The sequence below is a fragment of the Clostridium magnum DSM 2767 genome, from assembly GCF_001623875.1.
Lineage (GTDB): Bacteria > Bacillota > Clostridia > Clostridiales > Clostridiaceae > Clostridium_AM > Clostridium_AM magnum.
Genome location: NZ_LWAE01000001.1, coordinates 220,944 through 240,312, shown reverse-complemented (window position 1 = coordinate 240,312; position 19,369 = coordinate 220,944). Strand labels below are relative to the sequence as shown.

16 protein-coding genes and 1 riboswitch are annotated in these 19,369 nt (G+C 30.9%); of the genes, 1 reads left to right on the top strand and 15 read right to left on the bottom strand.

Annotated elements, in window-relative coordinates:
• The 12 genes from CLMAG_RS01315 to cdaA form a co-directional block, all read right to left on the bottom strand.
• Complete coding sequence (locus CLMAG_RS01315) at nt 1-645, bottom strand: hypothetical protein (protein WP_066616810.1); 645 nt, start codon at nt 643-645, stop codon at nt 1-3.
• A gap of 12 nt (nt 646-657) precedes the next feature.
• Entirely contained in the window at nt 658-1,644 is a 987-nt protein-coding gene (locus CLMAG_RS01310) for a ComEC/Rec2 family competence protein (protein ID WP_066616808.1), read from the bottom strand.
• Nucleotides 1,645-1,870: 226 nt separating this feature from the next.
• Nucleotides 1,871-2,038 (bottom strand): hypothetical protein, encoded by a 168-nt coding sequence (locus CLMAG_RS32180; protein WP_161486910.1) that lies wholly within the window; start codon nt 2,036-2,038, stop codon nt 1,871-1,873.
• Between the two features lie 696 nt (nt 2,039-2,734).
• Entirely contained in the window at nt 2,735-4,561 is a 1,827-nt protein-coding gene (gene glmS, locus CLMAG_RS01305) for a glutamine--fructose-6-phosphate transaminase (isomerizing) (protein ID WP_066616805.1), read from the bottom strand.
• A 508-nt stretch (nt 4,562-5,069) separates the two neighbouring features.
• Nucleotides 5,070-6,230 (bottom strand): mannitol-1-phosphate 5-dehydrogenase, encoded by a 1,161-nt coding sequence (locus tag CLMAG_RS01300; RefSeq protein WP_066616802.1) that lies wholly within the window; start codon nt 6,228-6,230, stop codon nt 5,070-5,072.
• Nucleotides 6,231-6,671, bottom strand: coding sequence for a PTS mannitol transporter subunit IIA (locus tag CLMAG_RS01295; RefSeq protein WP_066616799.1), 441 nt, complete (start codon nt 6,669-6,671; stop codon nt 6,231-6,233).
• A gap of 1 nt (nt 6,672) precedes the next feature.
• Entirely contained in the window at nt 6,673-8,727 is a 2,055-nt protein-coding gene (locus CLMAG_RS01290) for a BglG family transcription antiterminator (protein WP_066616797.1), read from the bottom strand.
• Nucleotides 8,728-8,749: 22 nt separating this feature from the next.
• Complete coding sequence (locus CLMAG_RS01285) at nt 8,750-10,174, bottom strand: PTS mannitol transporter subunit IIBC (protein WP_066616795.1); 1,425 nt, start codon at nt 10,172-10,174, stop codon at nt 8,750-8,752.
• 436 nt (nt 10,175-10,610) lie between these two features.
• Nucleotides 10,611-11,963: a phosphoglucosamine mutase gene (gene glmM / locus CLMAG_RS01280; RefSeq protein ID WP_066616793.1), complete on the bottom strand. Its 1,353-nt coding sequence runs from the start codon at nt 11,961-11,963 to the stop codon at nt 10,611-10,613.
• A gap of 216 nt (nt 11,964-12,179) precedes the next feature.
• Nucleotides 12,180-13,778 carry an NAD(P)/FAD-dependent oxidoreductase gene (locus CLMAG_RS01275; protein ID WP_066616791.1) on the bottom strand — a complete coding sequence of 533 codons (1,599 nt, stop codon included), beginning with the start codon at nt 13,776-13,778 and terminating at the stop codon, nt 12,180-12,182.
• 2 nt (nt 13,779-13,780) lie between these two features.
• The gene (locus tag CLMAG_RS01270; RefSeq protein WP_066616789.1) at nt 13,781-14,998 is read right to left on the bottom strand and encodes a CdaR family protein; all 1,218 of its coding nucleotides are present in this window, start codon (nt 14,996-14,998) and stop codon (nt 13,781-13,783) included.
• On the bottom strand, nt 14,968-15,816 hold the full coding sequence (gene cdaA, locus CLMAG_RS01265; protein ID WP_066620273.1) for a diadenylate cyclase CdaA: 849 nt from the start codon (nt 15,814-15,816) through the stop codon (nt 14,968-14,970). The genes CLMAG_RS01270 and cdaA overlap by 31 nt, the downstream gene beginning before the upstream one ends.
• Nucleotides 15,817-15,953: 137 nt before the next feature.
• A riboswitch (cyclic di-AMP (ydaO/yuaA leader) is annotated at nt 15,954-16,082 on the top strand.
• Nucleotides 16,083-16,084: 2 nt separating this feature from the next.
• Between cdaA and CLMAG_RS01260 the strand changes: the two genes are divergently transcribed.
• Nucleotides 16,085-16,612, top strand: a complete 528-nt coding sequence (locus CLMAG_RS01260) for a cell wall hydrolase (protein ID WP_066616786.1) — start codon at nt 16,085-16,087, stop codon at nt 16,610-16,612.
• Nucleotides 16,613-16,707: 95 nt separating this feature from the next.
• Here the strand turns inward: CLMAG_RS01260 and CLMAG_RS01255 are convergent, their stop codons facing one another.
• From CLMAG_RS01255 to CLMAG_RS01245, 3 genes are all read right to left on the bottom strand, one after another.
• On the bottom strand, nt 16,708-17,568 hold the full coding sequence (locus tag CLMAG_RS01255; protein ID WP_066616784.1) for an NAD(P)/FAD-dependent oxidoreductase: 861 nt from the start codon (nt 17,566-17,568) through the stop codon (nt 16,708-16,710).
• A gap of 160 nt (nt 17,569-17,728) precedes the next feature.
• Nucleotides 17,729-18,046, bottom strand: coding sequence for a thioredoxin (gene trxA, locus CLMAG_RS01250; protein ID WP_066616782.1), 318 nt, complete (start codon nt 18,044-18,046; stop codon nt 17,729-17,731).
• Between the two features lie 64 nt (nt 18,047-18,110).
• A complete protein-coding gene (locus tag CLMAG_RS01245) occupies nt 18,111-19,355 on the bottom strand; it encodes a tetratricopeptide repeat protein (RefSeq protein WP_066616780.1) in 1,245 nt (414 codons plus the stop codon).
• Nucleotides 19,356-19,369 lie beyond the last annotated feature (14 nt).

Here is a 19,369-nt window from a genome sequence, read left to right as displayed (position 1 = left end):
TTATTTTAAGCTTGATGATTCTTTAGCTAATACATTGCAAGCAAAACGTACTCCATAATTACGGCTTACTATGGAAAAAATTACATATTGAAGAACCAAAAGCATCAAGTAATACCATATGCTTTTTAAATCTCTACTTACAAAAATAGCTGCAGCTGAATAAAATATAAGAAATAAAAAGGATAATGCCGTTAAATCTCTTGAAAATAAGAAGTCTCGATGTGATTTATGTACCATTTCCTCATCCTTATGCTTTTGTGAAAGTCTGTACCATAAAACATTCTGTTCCTGTGGATCTTTAGGCAATTCTCCATGTTCATTCTCTAAAGCATCAAAATCAATTCTACAATCCTTTTTACCTATTTCCGTGAAGATCCTGCAACCTGGCAATGGATTTTTTATACGCCAAAATACCAAAATTGCTTTAAAATTAGTTGATAATATTCCTCTTAATATAAATACAGCAATAGAGCCTGCCCCACCAGCTATTATACCCTCACTTAAATTAATATTCTTATATCCTTGATTTAAAGCATCAATGCTAATATTTTTATTTATAACAAAACACAAGAATATAACAATATTTACAATGAAAAAGGTTACTAATTGCTTATCATAATCCTTTAAATTTTTATTTTCTGCCATAAGCTCCCCTCCTTATATTGAGCACAAAAACCATGCTTTAAAATTACTATCATAATAAGTGTGTTCATTATAGCCCTTTGCAAAAGTTTCATAAGTAGCATAAATATTAATTGTATCTCCTACTATATCAGTTATAATACAATCAGCTTGATTATTAGTTATCTTAGGAAGTCCTCTATTATTCCATGCATCATAGGCCAAATGTTCACATTTTGCATTACCAAAGTAAGTCATCTTAGGTTTTAAAACATCCAAAAATTCATAGCTTCTTCCAGAATCTCTTCCATGATGTGGAGCGATTAAGATATCAACATCTGTTACATCGTCTTTATAAGTATTTAGTATGTGTTCCCACGTCTTATTATCAGAATCTCCACCAAATACTATCTTTTTCCCATTACCAGTACGGTATAAAATAACATATGAACAATCATTGTAATCCTTTTTTTCATTAGCTTCTTTCACAAGATCTTCTGTTGGAGCTAATATATATAATCCATCTCCACCAGATTCATCATTTTCATTTATATTATAAAACTTACCTCTTGCCCCTGAATAAAGAGTAAGCCTTGTTAAATCATTATTTGTATCATCTCTTAATTGTTTATAAAAATTCCAATCATCTTCTGAATAAGGGCTTCCTTCAAAGCTGCCTATTTCTTTATTATTATTTGTATCCCATAAATTTGTAACTTTAAAGGTATTAAAAAACTCTTTTATCCCTCCCATATGGTCCATATCTGGATGTGTTACTACAAACCTAAATACACTAGAAACTCCAAGCTTACTGAGATATTCTATAGGGTTTACAGGATACGCTTTTCTGTTATAATTTCCTTGAATAGCTTTATATTCTGCAGATTCCACAATACTTCCATAGCTTTTCTCAGCTTGTACCTTTTGCGCATTGTTTACATCAATAACAGTTATGTTGCCTGAATTGTGCCTTATCCAAGTGCAATCACCTTGTTTTACATTTAAAAAATGAATTGTGCTCATATTTTTCCCCCTTTACAATTATCTAATACAGATTTAATACTCACCTAAATTATATAATATAGTATATAATACCATCAAATATGTTTTCAACCTTTCTTTCTTCATATACGACTTTATATGTGCTTTATCCTAAACTACTATTAATTTATTTCAAAATTGCTTTAAATTTCTCTGATATCCTAAAATATCCATAGATAACAAAATAGTGGTTTGGATATTACAAAAATCAATCTCTACAGGTACATTTCCGATTTCCGGTTTCATTTTTAATTACTACATCCGGAATGTCTATTTCTTTAATTTGTCCTGCAATGACATCTGTAAATATATCTCTGATACCTTCTGTTTTAGAATGCATCTCACCATAATATGGATTTAATGCAAATGCCTCCATAAACTAAATTCCCTTAATTTTTTATATTTAAATCTTAATAGTAAACAAAATAAAAGAAGAAGTCCCCCCATCATCAGAGGATTCTCCTTCTTCATTATTATAGAAGATACTTATAATCTTTGTCATTATTAATTATAATTCGATGCCAATATTAATTATAATTAGTGATATAACCCACACATCTTTTCAATTTGTATGCTTAATTGTATTAATCATAATTTTTATGAATACAAATGCTATAACTCCCATTGCGATTCCCCCCACCTATAGTTATTAAAATTACTTCTAAATCTTCAGACATCTAATTTCACTCCATTTCCTAAAACTTAACTCAATATAACTTCTATTATTATCAAATATTAAATACTGTATTCAATGAAATAAATATATTGATTATAGGGTCAAAGTAATTAATAGCTTATGCCTTATTTTAGGCCTATAGGTTATAATATCTTTTTACTTTAGTTTATTTATACTTTAACCATAAAACAAAAGTCAGATTAAACTAATTTATACCTTAGTTTAATCTGACTTTTTACTTTATGAATATTTATAAACATCACTACATAGATATTTAATTTGTCTCTATATTTTAAGACTTTTTTAGAAAATCTATCTCGTGCTAGTTTAAAAGTTTTTTAAACAGTTTAAGACTTTTTTAAGCAACGTCACATTTATAACCCCAGTTATATATAATTATTCAACAGTAACTGATTTTGCTAAGTTTCTTGGCTTATCTACGTCACAGCCTTTTCTAACTGCTGTATAGTAAGCTAAAACTTGTAGCGGTATAACTGATAACACTGGTGCAAGTATTGGCATAACTCTTGGAATATAAACTGCTTCATCTACAGTTTTCTCTATATAGTCATGTCCTTCCATTGCAATTCCTAACACATTTGCTCCTCTTGTTTTTACTTCTTTAATGTTACTTACCATCTTTTCAAATAAGTCTTCTTGAGTTGCAAGTGCTATTACTGTTGTTCCTTCTTCTATCAACGCTATTGTTCCATGTTTAAGTTCTCCACCAGCATAAGCTTCTGAGTGAATATATGATATTTCCTTTAGCTTTAGGGAACCTTCCATTGCGATTGCGTAGTCTAAGCCTCTTCCTAAATAGTATACATCTCTTTGATCATATACTTTTTCAACAAAGTTCTTTATTTTTTCAGTATTATTTAATATTTCTACTGTTTTTTCTGAAAGATTTAGTAGTCCATCTTTTACTTTTTCTATTTCACTTTGTTTTACAGTTCCTTTGATTTCAGCCATGTATAATGAGATTATATATAATGCTATTAGCATTGTTGTATATGCTTTAGTTGATGCTACTGCTATTTCTGGTCCTGCCCATGTATAAAGTACATCATCTGCTTCTCTTGATATTGAACTTCCAACTACATTTGTTATAGCAATAATTCTTGCACCCTTTTCTTTTGCTAATCTAAGTGCTCCTAAAGTATCAGCCGTTTCACCGGATTGGCTTATTGCTATCATAAGTGTTCTTTCATTTATAAGTGGATTTCTATATCTAAATTCAGAAGCAATATCAATCTCAACTGGTACTTTTGCTAATCTTTCAATTACATATTTTCCAACAACACCTGAGTGATACGCTGTTCCACATGCTACTATATAGATTCTATCTATATTCTCCAACTGTTCTTTTGTAAGACTTATACTGTCTAATTTTATTTTTTCTCCTTTAACTATTCTAGAAGTTAAAGTATCTTTAATTGCCTTAGGTTGTTCGTGTATTTCTTTCAACATGAAATGCTCATATCCACCTTTTTCCGCAGCATCTACATCCCATGTAACGTGGAATATTTCCTTCTTAATTTCCTCTTTTTTAGAGTTCATAATCTTTATTCCATCTTCTGTAATTACTACATATTCTTTATCTTCCAATAAATACACGTCTCTCGTATGATTTAAAACTGCTGGAATATCGGATGCTATAAAGCCTTCATTTTCTCCAACCCCTACTATTAGTGGACTGTCTTTTCTTACTGCTACAATTTTGCCTGGCTCTTTTTCTGAAATAACTCCTAATGCATAACTACCTTCCATCTTTTGAGTTGCTTTTATAACCGCATCCTCAAGGTTTCCATTGTAGTAGTAATCAACAAGATGAGGTATAACTTCTGTATCTGTCTCTGACACAAACTTATATCCTTCTGATACTAACCATTCTTTTAATACAATATAGTTTTCAATAATTCCATTATGAACTACTGCTATTGTACCATCTCCATTTACATGAGGATGTGAATTTAAATCTGATGGCTCTCCATGTGTAGCCCATCTAGTATGTCCAATTCCTATTTTTGAATTAAGTTCGGTATCTTTAAGTGTTTCTCCAAGGTTAGCAAGTCTACCTTTACGCTTTTGAACTTTTACAACCCCATCTTCTATTAGTGCTATTCCTGCTGAATCATATCCTCTATATTCAAGTTTACTTAATCCCTCTATCAGAATTGACACTGCTTTTTTCTTTCCTAAATATCCTACTATTCCACACATATTAATCTTCCTTTCAATCTAATTATTTATTATTGTAATCATCCTACACGCCTTTTATTAAAGGAAGCTTGTGCAAGAGTACCCAACTGAATTTGTTCTAAAAATCACTTTTTAGGTTTGTCAGTCTTTAACGGTAGTACTCATACCGTGGGGCATCCGCTGAAAACTTCGATACTCCCCACCCTCGTCAAGTTAAGTATCTCTAAACCTGAGATTTTCTTAACCTCTAGCGCTTTAAACTATAAATTAAATATTTAATTTTAATTCAGTACTAAATCTCTCTTCACTGCTCACTCCTTTCTAAAATTTCAAATTTGCGTGCAATAAATACTTCGGCTACAAGCTTCCATAACATTATATTTTATATTATATTACAAGTCAAATAATTTGTGCATGTGATCACTTATTATATTTATTTTTCTTAATTTAAAATTGAATATGATAATTTTTAGTATATAACACATATAAATGAAGGGAAATTGGATTAATTCCCCTTCAAAATGATTAGTTAACTAACTAATAAGTTCTTTAATTCTTCATATTTATCCGCTATTTTGCTAACTAAAGAATCATCTTCAGCTAAACCTGATACAACGGAAATTGCATTTTTAATCCCATTATTTTTTATTCTATTTTGGATTTCCTGTGCTTTATCATCATCTATATAGTTAAATAAAAATCCAGCACCTATACCACAGAGTATGTTTTTAGGCTCTATATCTAATTCATTACATATTCTTAATGGAGTAATTAATCTATCGTTAAATGATAACTTTCTCATTGGATCTCGTCCTACACGGAATAGCTCGTCCTGCAAATAAGCATTTTCAAATCTGCCTATTAACTTTTTAGAATAGTCCTTCAGTGCTTGTACACTTATTTTATGCTTGATACTTAATGCATTCACTGCCTCTAAGTGAAAATCTATAACAGTATTTCTTATAAATTCATCATTTATTGCCTCATGTATAAATTTATATCCTTTAAGATATCCTAAATATGCTATTGTAGCGTGTGCTCCATTAAGTAAAAATAGCTTTCTTTCAAGGTAAGGCTCTAAGTTATCAACAAATTCTGCACCCTGTATATTATTATTAATTTTAATAGCTCCTTTTTCTATGTCCCATTCATAAAAATCCTCAACTGCAACATCAATCGGTAGTTCTTTTTCAATATTTACATTAGGTACAATTCTATCTACTGCACTATTAGGAAACCCTACATTATTTTCCAAATATTCTGTAAATTCTGAATTTGAATTTTCCATTATTGCCTCTTTAAGCATACTAGTAGCGAATAATGCATTTTCACAAGCAATTATATCAAGTTTTTTTGTACTGCTTGCCATCCTTTCCTTTAGCAATTCTCTTAGCAAACTACCAGTACTCTTTAAATTATTAGCCCCTATGGATGTAGTAATTAGATCAGCATCCCTTACCGCATTTTTTAACTCTTCTACATTTTTCAGATGAATTGCATTTACGTTTCTTACTTTTTCTTTAACTGCTGAAGTATTTAACGTTATAACCGTATATTCCTTATATTTATTAATTGCATCTACTAAAGAATCTGCAATATCTACAAAAGTAACCTCATATCCTGATTTCGATAACAAATATCCGATAAAACCTCTTCCTATATTTCCAGCACCAAAATGAATAGCTTTCATTTACATTTCACCTTCTTCTATTATTTCTATAATTTCTTCAGGAGTTTTTGCATTTTTAAGTCTTTCAACATTTGCTTCATACTGAATTGTTAAAGCTATTTTTGATAATATTTCTATATGATCATCACCTTTTCCAGCAATACCTATTACTATATAGGCGATATTACCATCACCGAAATCAACTCCATTAGGATATTGTGCTATAGTAATCCCAGATTCTATTATTTGTTTCTTATATTCATTCATTCCATGAGGGATAGCAATTCCATTTCCCATATATGTCGTAACTTCGTTTTCTCTAGCCATCATACCTTCTATATAATTTTCATTTACATATCCTCTGGAAACTAACATCCTGCCAACTCTCTCTATAGCCTTTTCCTTAGATTCTCTATCAACATTTAATACAATATTTTCTTTACATAAAACTTCTTTTGCCATTTTAATCTTCCTCCAATTTATCAATAATTTCTACTAAATAATTTCTAATTTCTGTCACACTACCTAATTTTAATACTTCAATAAATTCTTCTTTTTCAATTAATGCAATACTTATTTTTCCTAAGCTTTGGAGTATATAATTGCTTTCATTACTACGTGCAATTATTACAATAAAAGTATCTACATCTTCAGTTGTAAAACCTATACTTTCCATACGCAGAGGTTTCTCTATACGATATACCCCTACGAAAGGAGTAAACATTTCATCACTTCTAGTGTGTATTAATGCTATATTTGTTCCTGGAACAACTACATTTCCCTTCTCTTCTCTTTTAAATATAAGATCTCTTATTACTTCTTTATTATTAGTAACATTAATGTTGTAAATGTCATCTACAATAAAGTCTATTAAATCAACAAAAGAGTTAACTTTTGTTTTTTTCAGTTCAAAATTTTTAAGCATAGTATTCACTAATTCATACTCATCATCTGTAATATTTTCAGAATTTGATTCATAGGTTGAATTCATAAACATCTCCTGATTAGCAACTTTAAAGTTAAATATGAAGTCATTTATTTTTTCTATATCATTCTTAGTCACAAAAGGAGATACCTGAAGTGTGTTACTATAGTTTTTTAAACTTATAGGTACAGTTGATAAAATTAAATCATATTTATCATTATCACTTTTAGGACTTACGTCATTTAATGAGCCTACAGTAAGGCTACCTATGTCAGGAAAAAGTGATTGTATCTTGCTACATAATATTCTTGCAGTGCCTATTCCTCCTGGACATACAATAAGCACCTTTATTTTTCTTAAAATAGCCTGCTGCCTTTGCATCGCAACATCTATATGCATGGTTATATAACCCACCTCTTCAGGTGGAATTTTAAGATTATACCTTGAAAATATTAACCTACAGGTTTTATTTATAACCTTATACAATTTAGGGTAATGTTCTTGTATTTCATTAATTAATGGATTAATAACCTTTATTCCTAGGTTTAACATATAAAATGATTGCCTAATATGCTGTGATAAATCTTTTATCAGTTGAGTATCCTTTGAAATATCAATCTTCATTTTTTTCGATACTTCTGAGATGATTTCTATTGCCATATCTCGAAAGTCAATGTCTGGCTCTGTAAAATTATTATTTTTGTTTAATAGATATCTATAATCTCCTAAGTGTAAGCACAAATAGGCTAATTCATCATCCGGTAAATTTACACCATTTTCTCTTAACATTTCATCAAGAACTTTTATTTTTTTATAGTCTTCTAATGATGATATTTCATCTTTAATCTTGTCCGGCAAGGATAAGTTATCATAATTTTCAGTCTTTTTTATAGCTAAAAGTATTTGTAGGAATAGACTAAAATATTTTACATCATTTGCCTTAAAACAGCTAAGCTCTGGTTCATTTAATATAGCTTTTACCATACTTATAATCTGAGTTCCAAATACTATATTGAAAAGTGAGTTAACTGTTTGATCAATCTTTTCATCATAGAGAAATCCTACTAACTCTTCAAAGGGCTTAAAGTTGAAAAGTAATTCTACTAAAGCATTTCTTTTATTCCATTCAGACCCCTCAACACTTATACCATGAGTTCTCTTTCTAATTAAACATAAGTTTTTAGTAACAAATATCTTTCCAATGCTATCTAAATCAAGACTTATACTTCCCATTACTACATTAAATTTATGACCAAAGTAAGAAGCTTTTAAAGGTTCCTTTGCAGTCAACAATTCACAACCAATTACTATTTGTCTTTGCTCTTTACTAAACAACCATTGAATTGGAACTGAATTAAGAGATACTTTAATTTCCTCTATCCCTTCCTTATTACCAGAAATTATAAGATTCATATCTTCATCATTATATATGCTTACATTGTATTTTTTTAGATACTTATTAATAGAAGAAATTTCCCTTAAAATAGTCCTTGTGCTTATATCAAGTTGTTTGTCCAGGCCCTTTATGTTAAAAGGGCCTTCATTTAATACTTTACTTAATATAAACTGTTGTCTAGGAGTTAAATTATCCATTATACTCACCTAGCTTACTAATCTATTTTTTTAATTCATTTATAAACTGATCATATCTTGAGCGATCTAAGAAATTCTTTACAGTTATTATATGAGCGTTTGCAGCTGATTTTTTAGCTCTTTCATATAAATTTTCTTGCGTAAATACCACATCAACTTCAGAAGGTACACTATCTACTGGAGAATGTTTTACTGTGATATCGTTTATTCCCGCATCCTTTAATGCTTTTCTGAGTATAGTCTCTCCCATTGCTGACGATCCCATACCAGCATCACAAGCAAAAACTATTAATTTGATATCAGACTTATCAATATTCTTAGCTTCACTATCATTCTTACCTTTACTTTCAGCTTTCATTTGTTTCATTTTAGTTTGAGCTTCTACTAAATCATCTGAGCTTTCTTCGCTATTAGGACTTCTCTTAATAATAACTGCTGCAACTAGGAATGATACTGCTGCACCAACAACAACCCCTGCTAATACAGGTAACTGACCACCCTTTGGAGCCATAGCCATGAGAGCAATTATACTTCCTGGTGAAGGTGTAGCAACTAATCCCGCATTAGTTAGAACAAAGGTTAAATCTGCAGCTACTCCACCAGCTATAACAGCTAATATTAAAAGAGGCTTCATTAAAACATAAGGGAAGTATATTTCATGTATTCCACCAAGGAAGTGTATTATAACAGCACCCGGTGCAGATTGTTTAGCTGATCCCTTACTATATAGCATATAAGCTAAAAGCACTCCAAGTCCTGGACCTGGATTAGATTCAAGTAAGAAGAATATTGATTTACCTAAATCCTGTACTTGTTGAATACCTAATGGAGAGAATACCCCATGGTTTATTGCATTATTTAAAAATAGTATTTTTGCAGGTTCTACTATTACAGCGATTACAGGCAGTAGTCCCATATTAGTTATTGCTGTAGCAGCACTTCCTAAGCCAGTAGATATTCCACCAACTACAGGTTCGATAACAGTGAAAGAAAGTAATGATAAAATAACTCCTACTATACCAGCTGAAAAATTATTAACTAACATTTCAAAACCTGCTGGAACCTTACCTTCAATAACTTTGTCAAATTTTTTAATAATATATCCACCTACAGGCCCCATTATCATTGCACCTAAGAACATAGGAATTGAAGAGCCAATTATAATACCTGCTGTTGCTACTGCACCAACTACACCACCTCTTGTATCATATACAAGCTTACCACCCTGGAAACCAATTAACAGTGGTAACATGTATGTTATCATTGGTCCTACTAATTTTGCTAAATATTCATTTGGCATCCACCCAGTTGGTATAAATAAAGCTGTTATTAAGCCCCAAGCAATAAATGCACCAATGTTCGGTATTACCATACTACTTAAAAAATTACCAAATCTTTGAATCTTTTCTTTTGCTGATGATTTTTGTTGATTTGAAACATATTGCATAGCTAGACCTCCTTAATTATTAAATATATTTTCTCAAGTAACTTAATATTATTTCGTCTACAGTTATTATGATAAGGTATACAAGCCTCTATTTCAATTTGAACAAGTTCAAAGTTGAGATACGTTTTCAATGACAAATTTAAAATTACAACAATATATTAAAACCTACTTTATATTCTCTTATATATGTTGAAATATAATCCATCCTTCTAATACAATCTAAATATATTCTTTTCTTATCAAATGGAAACTTGAATCAGATGGGGTTTAAAACCCCATCTGATTCTTAGTTGAACGAATCCAGGGACATATCCGCTCGCAACGTACACTTTTGAAGAAGATGGGAGTATTAGAGCGGTTAGTCATCGGATAAACTTAGATTAACTGCATAAAAAAAAGACATGAGATACTCCCCATGCCTTTTCATACACTTCTCTTAATTATTTGCTTTTTTTTCAATAAGTTCTGCTAAACTGTGGGCCATTTCATCAAGTTCACTTTGAACTTCACCTTCAAGCATTACTCTAACTAATGGTTCAGTCCCTGAAGGTCTTATTAGGACTCTTCCACATCCATTTAATTTTTCTTCTATCTTTTTTATCTCTGTTACTATTTCTTCATCTTCATTGTGTATATTTTTCTTGCTATTTGGAACGGTAGCATTAACTAAAATCTGTGGAAGTTCCTTCATCATTGATGCAAGTTCTGATAAAGTCTTACGGCTCTTTTTTACTATAGCTGATAATTGTAGTCCTGTAACAAGACCATCACCAGTAGTGTTATAGTCAATCATTATAATATGTCCGGATTGTTCTCCACCTAGTTTATATCCTTCCTTAACCATTTCCTCAAGAACATATCTATCTCCAACTTTAGTTTTAACTGTTCCTATATTTTGTTTATCTAGTGCTATATTTAGCCCTAGGTTACTCATAACAGTTACTACTACTACATTCTTGTCTAATTTGCCTTGATCCTTAAAGTATTTACCCATAATAGCCATTATAAAATCGCCATTTATTAGTTTCCCTTTCTCATCTACAGCTAAACATCTATCTGCATCACCATCAAAGGCTAGACCTAAATCACAGCCTTTTTTCACTACATAATCCATTAATTCCTCTGGATGAGTTGAGCCGCAATTTTTATTTATATTTATTCCATCTGGGTCATTGTTTATAACATAAACCTCTGCTCCAAGTTCTTTAAATGCCTTTACTGCAGTTATATAAGCAGCACCATTTGCACAATCTAATGCTACTTTTAAACCCTTTAAATCAATGTCTATAGTTGACTTTGCAAATTCAACATAATCTCCAACGGCTTCTCCTGCTTCCTCTATTTTTCTACCTATTTCTCCTCCTGTTGGGAGCGAAACTCCTTCAAAATTGTTTTCTATAACACTCTGTATTTTATCTTCTAATTCATCAGATAGCTTATATCCCTGACTATTAAAAAACTTTATTCCATTATACTCCACTGGATTGTGTGATGCTGATATTACAACACCTGCATCTGCTCCATACTTTCTCGTTAAATGAGCTACTGCTGGGGTTGGTATAACACCTACACAAACTGCTTCTGCTCCCACAGATAGTATCCCTGAAACCAATGCATTTTCAAGCATATCTCCTGATATTCTTGTGTCCATACCTACAAGTATTTTTGGTTTATGAGTTCCCTCTGTTAAAACATAGGCTCCTGATCTTCCTAATTTATATGCTAACTCTGCTGTTAATTCCTTATTTGCAATACCTCTAACTCCATCTGTTCCAAACATTCTCTGCATAGTGATACCTCTCTTTTTGTTTATTAGATACAATTTAATTAACTTCAATCACATTATATGTATGTTTATTTATAATTGTTATATAAGTACAAAATTCTTCATTTACACTACTTATACTACAATATTATATTACAATTTACATATAGTAACAATAGTAAGTAATTAGCTAAAAAAGGTACAGGAATCTTTATAAATCCTGTACCCTTCATCATATTTCTAATCTAATGGACAATATTCTTTCATTATGCTTTCTGCACTTTTTATACCATCAACTGCTGCAGATATTATTCCTCCAGCAAATCCTGCACCCTCTCCAGAAGGATATAAACCTTTTACATTAATACTTTGTAAATTTTCATTTCTCGTAATTTTTACCGGCGCAGAAGTTCTTGTTTCGATACCAGTTAAAACAGCATCACTAGTTGCAAAGCCCTTTATCTTTCTATCAAAATTGATTAATCCTTCTTTTAGTGATTGAGTTACATACCTAGGAAGACATTCTTTTAAATCTTTAAATTCATAGCCTGGATTATATGTAGGTTTTATTGCTCCTAACCTTGTTGTTGTTCTATCCTCTAAAAAATCACCTACTAATTGAATAGGCGCCTTATATCCACCGCCACCTACAGTATAAGCTAATTTTTCATAATATCTTTGAAATTCCATTCCTTTTAAAGGAGTATTTCCTTCAAAATCATCTTCTCCTACAGTAACTACTATAGCTGCATTAGCATTATCTTTATCTCTATCGTAATAGCTCATTCCATTAGTTACTAACATTCCTTCTTCTGAAGCAGCAGCAACTACTTCACCACCAGGACACATACAAAAACTATATACCGCTCTACCTGTGGCTTGGGTTGTATATGAAAGTCTATAATCTGCAGCTTTAAGTCTAGGGTGATTAGCATATTTTCCATATTGGTTTGTATTAATCATATTTTGAGAATGTTCTACTCTTACACCTATTGCAAAAGCCTTAGGTGCCATAAAAACCCCTCTTTTATAGAGCATTTCATAAGTATCTCTTGAACTATGGCCTATTGCCAGTATTAAATTGTCACAAGGAATTTCTTCTCCATTTACCACAACACTTTTTATATAGTTATCTTTTATAACTATGTCTTCAAACCTAGAATTAAATCTTATTTCTCCTCCAAGGTCTATAATTCTTTGTCTTATATTTTTAACAACATTCTTTAGAATATCTGTCCCAATATGGGGTTTTCCACTATAAATAATTTCACTAGGTGCTCCACTATTTACAAACTCCTCAAGGACAAAATCGCATCTATTATCCTTAATTCTAGTAGTAAGCTTTCCATCAGAAAAAGTTCCTGCACCACCTTCACCAAACTGAACATTTGATTCCAAGTTAAGTTCCCCTGTACTCCAAAACCTATTTACCGTCTCTGTTCTATCCTCAACTTTTTCTCCTCGCTCTATTATTAGAGGTCTATATCCTTTTTGGGCCATCAAAAGACCTGCAAACATGCCTGCAGGCCCCATTCCAACGATAATAGGTCTATGCTTCATTTTTTTATTTCCAAGCTTAAATTCTTCTATAACTGCATCTTCAAGCTTAACATCCTTATCATTAGATCTTTTTACAATCTTTTCTTCATTATCACAAATCACTTCTACTGCATAATTGAATTTTATATTATCCTTTTTTCTGGCATCTATAGATTCCTTTAAAATTTTAAATTCTTTTATGTCTTCAATAGATATTTTTAGCTTTTTGGATACCTTATTTTTTAAAGTACTCATGTCCTCTTCTATATTCATTGCTATATTATTTACTCTAATTGACATTTTTAACCTCCAGTGGTTTTCTTTATAGTTACTTTAATACTTGTAGGCTGCTGGGAAACCTTTGATATGCCATCGGGAACATTTATAGTAACCGGTACATCATATTCTCCTTCTGCTAGATTGTTTAAATCTACAAAACAGCTCAAATCTTCAATTTTTAAATTATTTACAGTACTTTCTAAACCTGAAATAGTTAGATCAGCTTTATTATTATCCATAGTAATACTATAGTTATTACCAACATTTATAGTTTTTATATCTAGGCTTAATGTTTTTTGTATACCTTTATCAAAGTTAATTTTAACCTTAACTATACCGTTACTATTTACAAGGGTTACCCCCTTTGGCACTAATACTTTAATTTCAACCGTATCATTTTCAGTTAATTTACCTAAATCAATAATTTCTGTATTCAAAACATTTATGTTAGATAATATCTCTTCTTCACCAGATATATCAATCTTTTCTGGTGATGGTACTACAGATTTTAATACTCCTCCATTTACTAAATTCCCCTGTGTCTTTACACTTATTGGTACACCCTTTATATTTTTAATCGGAACAATAACTTGTAGAGAATCAGGCTTTACACTAACATTCTTAACTATATTCCCTGAAGAGTCTTCTGGCTTAAGAGATGCTGTAATATTTATATCTTTAGATGCATCTTTAATATTGCATATTGCCACCACTCTGTTTACAGAGTTAGCATCTTGTTGAGGTCCAGTTATTTGTACATTTTCTGTTCTTATTATAGGCTGTTCAGCATAAAATCCCTCTTTAGCTTTTCCTTCAACTATCACTTTCACAGAAACAGTCTTTTGTATTATTTCATCCAGGTTGATACTAATCCATAAATTTTCATTATTTACTATTCTTATACTTCCAGGACTCTTTTTAATTTCAACTGGTATTCTGTTTTCTCCCTTTTTCACAACATAAGCACTTAAATCCGACTCTAATTTAAAATCCTCCGGCTTTACTGAGTAAATATCTGAAGCATTTCCCCTTATATCTAAGGTTATACTTATATTTTCCTCTCCAACCGGCACTAATTTAGATTGAGCTAAAATATCTTTATTTACCATCTGAACAGGGACAACAAGTTTACGTTCTCTCACAGGATTCTCTACGTTGAATATGTAGAGCCATAAAACAAAAGAAGCTATAACACAACATACTTTAATAATTACTTGCTGCCTTTTACTCTTTTCTTCCATTCCTTCACCTGCTCCCTAAAAGTCAGCTTTGTATGCTGTCTTTTTTTAATTATTCTAATAAGAATGTCCTTAAGTCGCTCTTTATTATAATTTCTTGTAAGAACTCCATTTACTGCAAGTGAAATGGTCCCAGTCTCTTCAGATACAGCAATTATTAGGGCATCGGAATTTTCCGATATTCCAATAGCTGCTCTATGCCTTGTTCCGAGCTTTTTATTAATATCATTATTACTTGTTAAAGGCAAAAAACACCCAGCAGAGACTATTCTATTATTTCTTATAATAGTAGCTCCGTCATGCAAAGGTGTATTAACTACAAATATATTTTCTAAAAGTGCTGATGAAACTATTGCATCTAATTGTGTTCCTGTATTAATTATATCTCCAAGACCTGTAAGTTGCTCTATTATTATTAAAGCTCCGGTTTTACTTTTGGATAAATTCTCTGTTGAGTTAACAATTTCTGAAACAACCTTCTCCATTGTTTCATCATCCTCTAATATATGCTTATCATTAAAAGCGGTTCTTCCTAAATGCTCAAGTGCTCTGCGAATTTCTGGCTGAAATATAATAATAAAAGAAAGCACACCAATAGTTAAAGTTTTAGTTAAAATCCAATTAAGCATAGTTAGATTAAAAAAACTACTAACTGGTATAAGCAAAATTATAAATATGATTCCCTTTAAAAGCTGTTCTGCCCTTGTTTCTCTTATTAACATGTAAGCCTTGTAAAATATATAGGAAACCGCTAATATGTCCATTACAGATGATACGCTAATGTTTTTAACGGAATTAATTACAATATTTAGAATCTCCAACAGTTTCACCATCCTCATAAATAATACCTACTACAATTATACACCATTTAATACTATTTATATCTAAAACGAAACTTATTTTATAAAATATTAATAAAAAAATATTATTCTCTGTATTTTTTTCAGATTACTGGGTACAATACCATTAGCCTAAGTTTTTTATAAAACGCGGGGAAACCAAAGATTTTGGGGTGAATCGTATTTTACGTAGGTTTTGCCTTTACCGAACCCGTCAGCTAACCCCGTTGGTAATAAGGAGAGGATTAAATTGAGAAAAATTACCATTTGTTTAGCATTGTTAATTTTATTATTAACTGTTTTTTGTACTAAAGTTAGTGCAAAAGATCCTAGTAATGCAGACTCCACATTATTTAATCAACAAGATGAAATAGTTCAAGTTTTTAACTATAATAACAGAACAATACCTATCACTCAGAATGATATACATCTTATGGCAAAGGTTGTATACGCAGAAAGTAATTGCGAACCCTTTGAAGGTAAAGTTGCAGTAGCATCTGTAATATTAAACCGCCTAAAATATCCTGAGTTCCCTAAAACAGTAGATGGCGTAGTTAGGCAAAAAGGTGCTTTCTCCTGTGTAAGAAATGGGGATATAAATGTAGTCCCTGATGAGAGTAGTTATAAGGCTGTATTTCAAGCTCTAAAGGGGGCAGACCCTACTGGGAAAGCAATATTCTTCTATAACCCAAGAATAGCAACATCTCAGTGGATGAAGAATATAAACAAGAAAAACATTACAACAATTGGCAATCATGTTTTTTTCGTAGTAAATTAGACATATAATTTTTTAGCTAGTTTGTAGCTAAGCACATATATAACCACAAACCCTCTGTAAAATTAAATTGCATGGATTTGTGGTTAATTTTAGTTCTATAAGGAATCTAAGTATGAAACTGCATTTAATGCGGCTACCTGACCTTGACCTGCTGCTCTCATATATTGATATGGTTTTCCAGTACAATCTCCAGCAGCAAAGCATCCTTTTATGTTTGTGCTCATATTTAAGTCTACTTTTATATGATCATTTTCCACTAGAAGCCCTGGCACTAGTTGATTAGGTGCCACACTATCTTTTAACACAAAAACTCCATCAGTGGCTATTGTTTCATTCTTTAATATAACATTTCTAACTCTATCGTCTCCTTGTATTTCTAAAGGTTTATCCTTCAGTATTTCTATATTACCTCTTTTTAAATTATATTCAGCTTTGTACATGGGAACATAGAAAATCTTCTCTGCTAATTCACTTACATAATTAGCTTCTTCTTCTGCCTCTCTATTATATCCTATGATTGTTACTACCTTTCCTTTATAAAGCGGTGCATCACAGGTAGCGCAATAGCCAACACCACGTCCTAAAAATTCTTCTTCTCCTTTTAATGGTTTTGTGTATTCTATGCCTGTTGCTAATATAATAGCTTTTGCTTCATACATTTTCTCGTTAACAGCTAAAGCAAAATATTCTCCCATAGCATATATGGTGTTTATTCTCTCTGTTGTTATATCTATATTCATTGAATTGATATGCTTCTGAAACTGGTCTCTTAACTCCGTTCCTGTTATTTCATAAAATCCTAGATAATTATTTACTTTTGGTGCCTTTTCTACCTTACTACTTAAATTTTTATTACCAAATATAATTATGTTCTTGTTTCTTATTTTAGCATTTATTGCAGCAGATAATCCCGCTGGTCCACTGCCCACTATAGCTATATCATATCTATCACCCATGAATTTCACTCCTTATTATTTATAATATTAAAGTATCTAAAAATTTGATAGTGAATATACCAATATATTTGAAGTATACTTCCCCCCAGATGCTTAAAATGACAAATCAACATATTGTCAATTTGTCATTTAAGTTAGTTGCTTTATTTTTAAATTGTAATTAAATATGTTTTTCTATAACACTTTTTATAGCATCTTTTGGTCTGAAACCAACTAAAGTATCTACAACTTCTCCATTTTTTAAAACCATAACAGTAGGTATGCTAGCAATTTTATATTGCGTTGAGGTTACAGGATTTTCATCAACATTTAGCTTGAAAAATTTTGCTTTGTCACCTATTTCTCCAGAGATTTCATCTATAACAGGAGCAAGCATTTTACACGGACCACACCATGATGCCCAAAAATCTACAACTACAGGTTCTGATGAACTTTTTATTATTTCAGCAAAGTTTGTATCTTTTATCTCACTTATCATTTTTCTACCTCCGATATACCCTTTGGGGGTATTTATATTTTATATTTTATATTAAAATTTTTGTTTAGTCAATAGCAGTTACTAATCCTCTAATTATTGAATTACTATAAATTGATTCTGGATAATTATTTAATAGTTTTTCAGCATATGTTTTTGCTGTAGACTTATCTATATCTTTATATATAATAGCTAGATTATATAATACAGTATCCTCATAATTTCCATTAGAAAAATCTTTGTCGTACTGTACATAGTATTTTATAGCACTTTCAGCATCTCCTGAAGAGTAAAAAGCACTGCCAGTCATATATATTATGTGAGGATATAAATAGCTTCCCTGACCAATTTCATATGCCCTAACTAAATATGTCTTTGCATTATTATAATCATTACTACTCATATATGTGCAGCCATTATTATAGAAATACTCAACACCTTCACTTCCTAGCAATTCATTTGCCTTTGATAAAATTATTTTATCGTTATCAGATATGCTCTTCTCTTTCCACTTAGCTGTCTCTTCATAAAGATTTAAAAAATTTTTATTTTCTATATCACTTTTCACCTTATCAGAAGGAAAAATTTCATTTTCTTCTTTATTTGTAATAACCTTATCTTTCTTAGTTTCTCCTGTATCTGTCTTATTTATTACTTTTTTCGGAGATTCTTTGGGAGCGTTTAAACTCTTGTTATCTTTAATAAACTTATCATATATCACAAAAAAGGAACTTAATATGACTAGGCCTATTAGGGCAATAAATACGTATTTAAAATTTATTTTATTATGATTTTTAACTAAGCTTCTATCTCCATAAGTCCTAAGAGTTTTCATAATTTGCTTAGACATACTGTTATTTCTGTCTATCTCTAATACTTTTTCTATGTATTCTAAAGCTTTGTTGTATTCTCCGATTCTTATATAACATAGAGCAATGTGATTATTTACATTTATACAATTAAAATCACTTCCTTCACACTGCTCTAAAAGGCTTAGTGCTTCATTTATTTTTAATTCCTTGATAAGACTTAAAGCTGCTATATAAAGCTGCAATCTTTCCTTATCTTGCTTTGTATCCTCTAAATATCTTTGTGAAACCTCATCCTTGTTAACTCCATAATTCATTTTCCAAAGTCTTTGAGCACTATCTAAATCACCCTTTAAATAGCAAAGTAATCCTTTCAGATTTATTGATGCTGAGTTTTTCATATCTTTAGATATACTCTCTTCACACAATCCAATTGCTTTATCTATATGGCCCTCATTGTACTTATCTAATGCCTTAACATACAACTTTTTGGATTTATCCATTGATTATTCCCCTT

Excerpts from the sequence above, each read along its gene's own strand:
- CLMAG_RS01315 (WP_066616810.1), bottom strand. The coding sequence starts at position 645 with ATGGCAGAAAATAAAAATTTAAAGGATTATGATAAGCAATTAGTAACC.
- CLMAG_RS01310 (WP_066616808.1), bottom strand. The coding sequence starts at position 1,644 with ATGAGCACAATTCATTTTTTAAATGTAAAACAAGGTGATTGCACTTGG.
- CLMAG_RS32180 (WP_161486910.1), bottom strand. The coding sequence starts at position 2,038 with ATGGAGGCATTTGCATTAAATCCATATTATGGTGAGATGCATTCTAAA.
- glmS (WP_066616805.1), bottom strand. The coding sequence starts at position 4,561 with ATGTGTGGAATAGTAGGATATTTAGGAAAGAAAAAAGCAGTGTCAATT.
- CLMAG_RS01300 (WP_066616802.1), bottom strand. The coding sequence starts at position 6,230 with ATGAAAGCTATTCATTTTGGTGCTGGAAATATAGGAAGAGGTTTTATC.
- CLMAG_RS01295 (WP_066616799.1), bottom strand. The coding sequence starts at position 6,671 with ATGGCAAAAGAAGTTTTATGTAAAGAAAATATTGTATTAAATGTTGAT.
- CLMAG_RS01290 (WP_066616797.1), bottom strand. The coding sequence starts at position 8,727 with ATGGATAATTTAACTCCTAGACAACAGTTTATATTAAGTAAAGTATTA.
- CLMAG_RS01285 (WP_066616795.1), bottom strand. The coding sequence starts at position 10,174 with ATGCAATATGTTTCAAATCAACAAAAATCATCAGCAAAAGAAAAGATT.
- glmM (WP_066616793.1), bottom strand. The coding sequence starts at position 11,963 with ATGCAGAGAATGTTTGGAACAGATGGAGTTAGAGGTATTGCAAATAAG.
- CLMAG_RS01275 (WP_066616791.1), bottom strand. The coding sequence starts at position 13,778 with ATGTCAATTAGAGTAAATAATATAGCAATGAATATAGAAGAGGACATG.
- CLMAG_RS01270 (WP_066616789.1), bottom strand. The coding sequence starts at position 14,998 with ATGGAAGAAAAGAGTAAAAGGCAGCAAGTAATTATTAAAGTATGTTGT.
- CLMAG_RS01255 (WP_066616784.1), bottom strand. The coding sequence starts at position 17,568 with ATGGGTGATAGATATGATATAGCTATAGTGGGCAGTGGACCAGCGGGA.
- trxA (WP_066616782.1), bottom strand. The coding sequence starts at position 18,046 with ATGATAAGTGAGATAAAAGATACAAACTTTGCTGAAATAATAAAAAGT.
- CLMAG_RS01245 (WP_066616780.1), bottom strand. The coding sequence starts at position 19,355 with ATGGATAAATCCAAAAAGTTGTATGTTAAGGCATTAGATAAGTACAAT.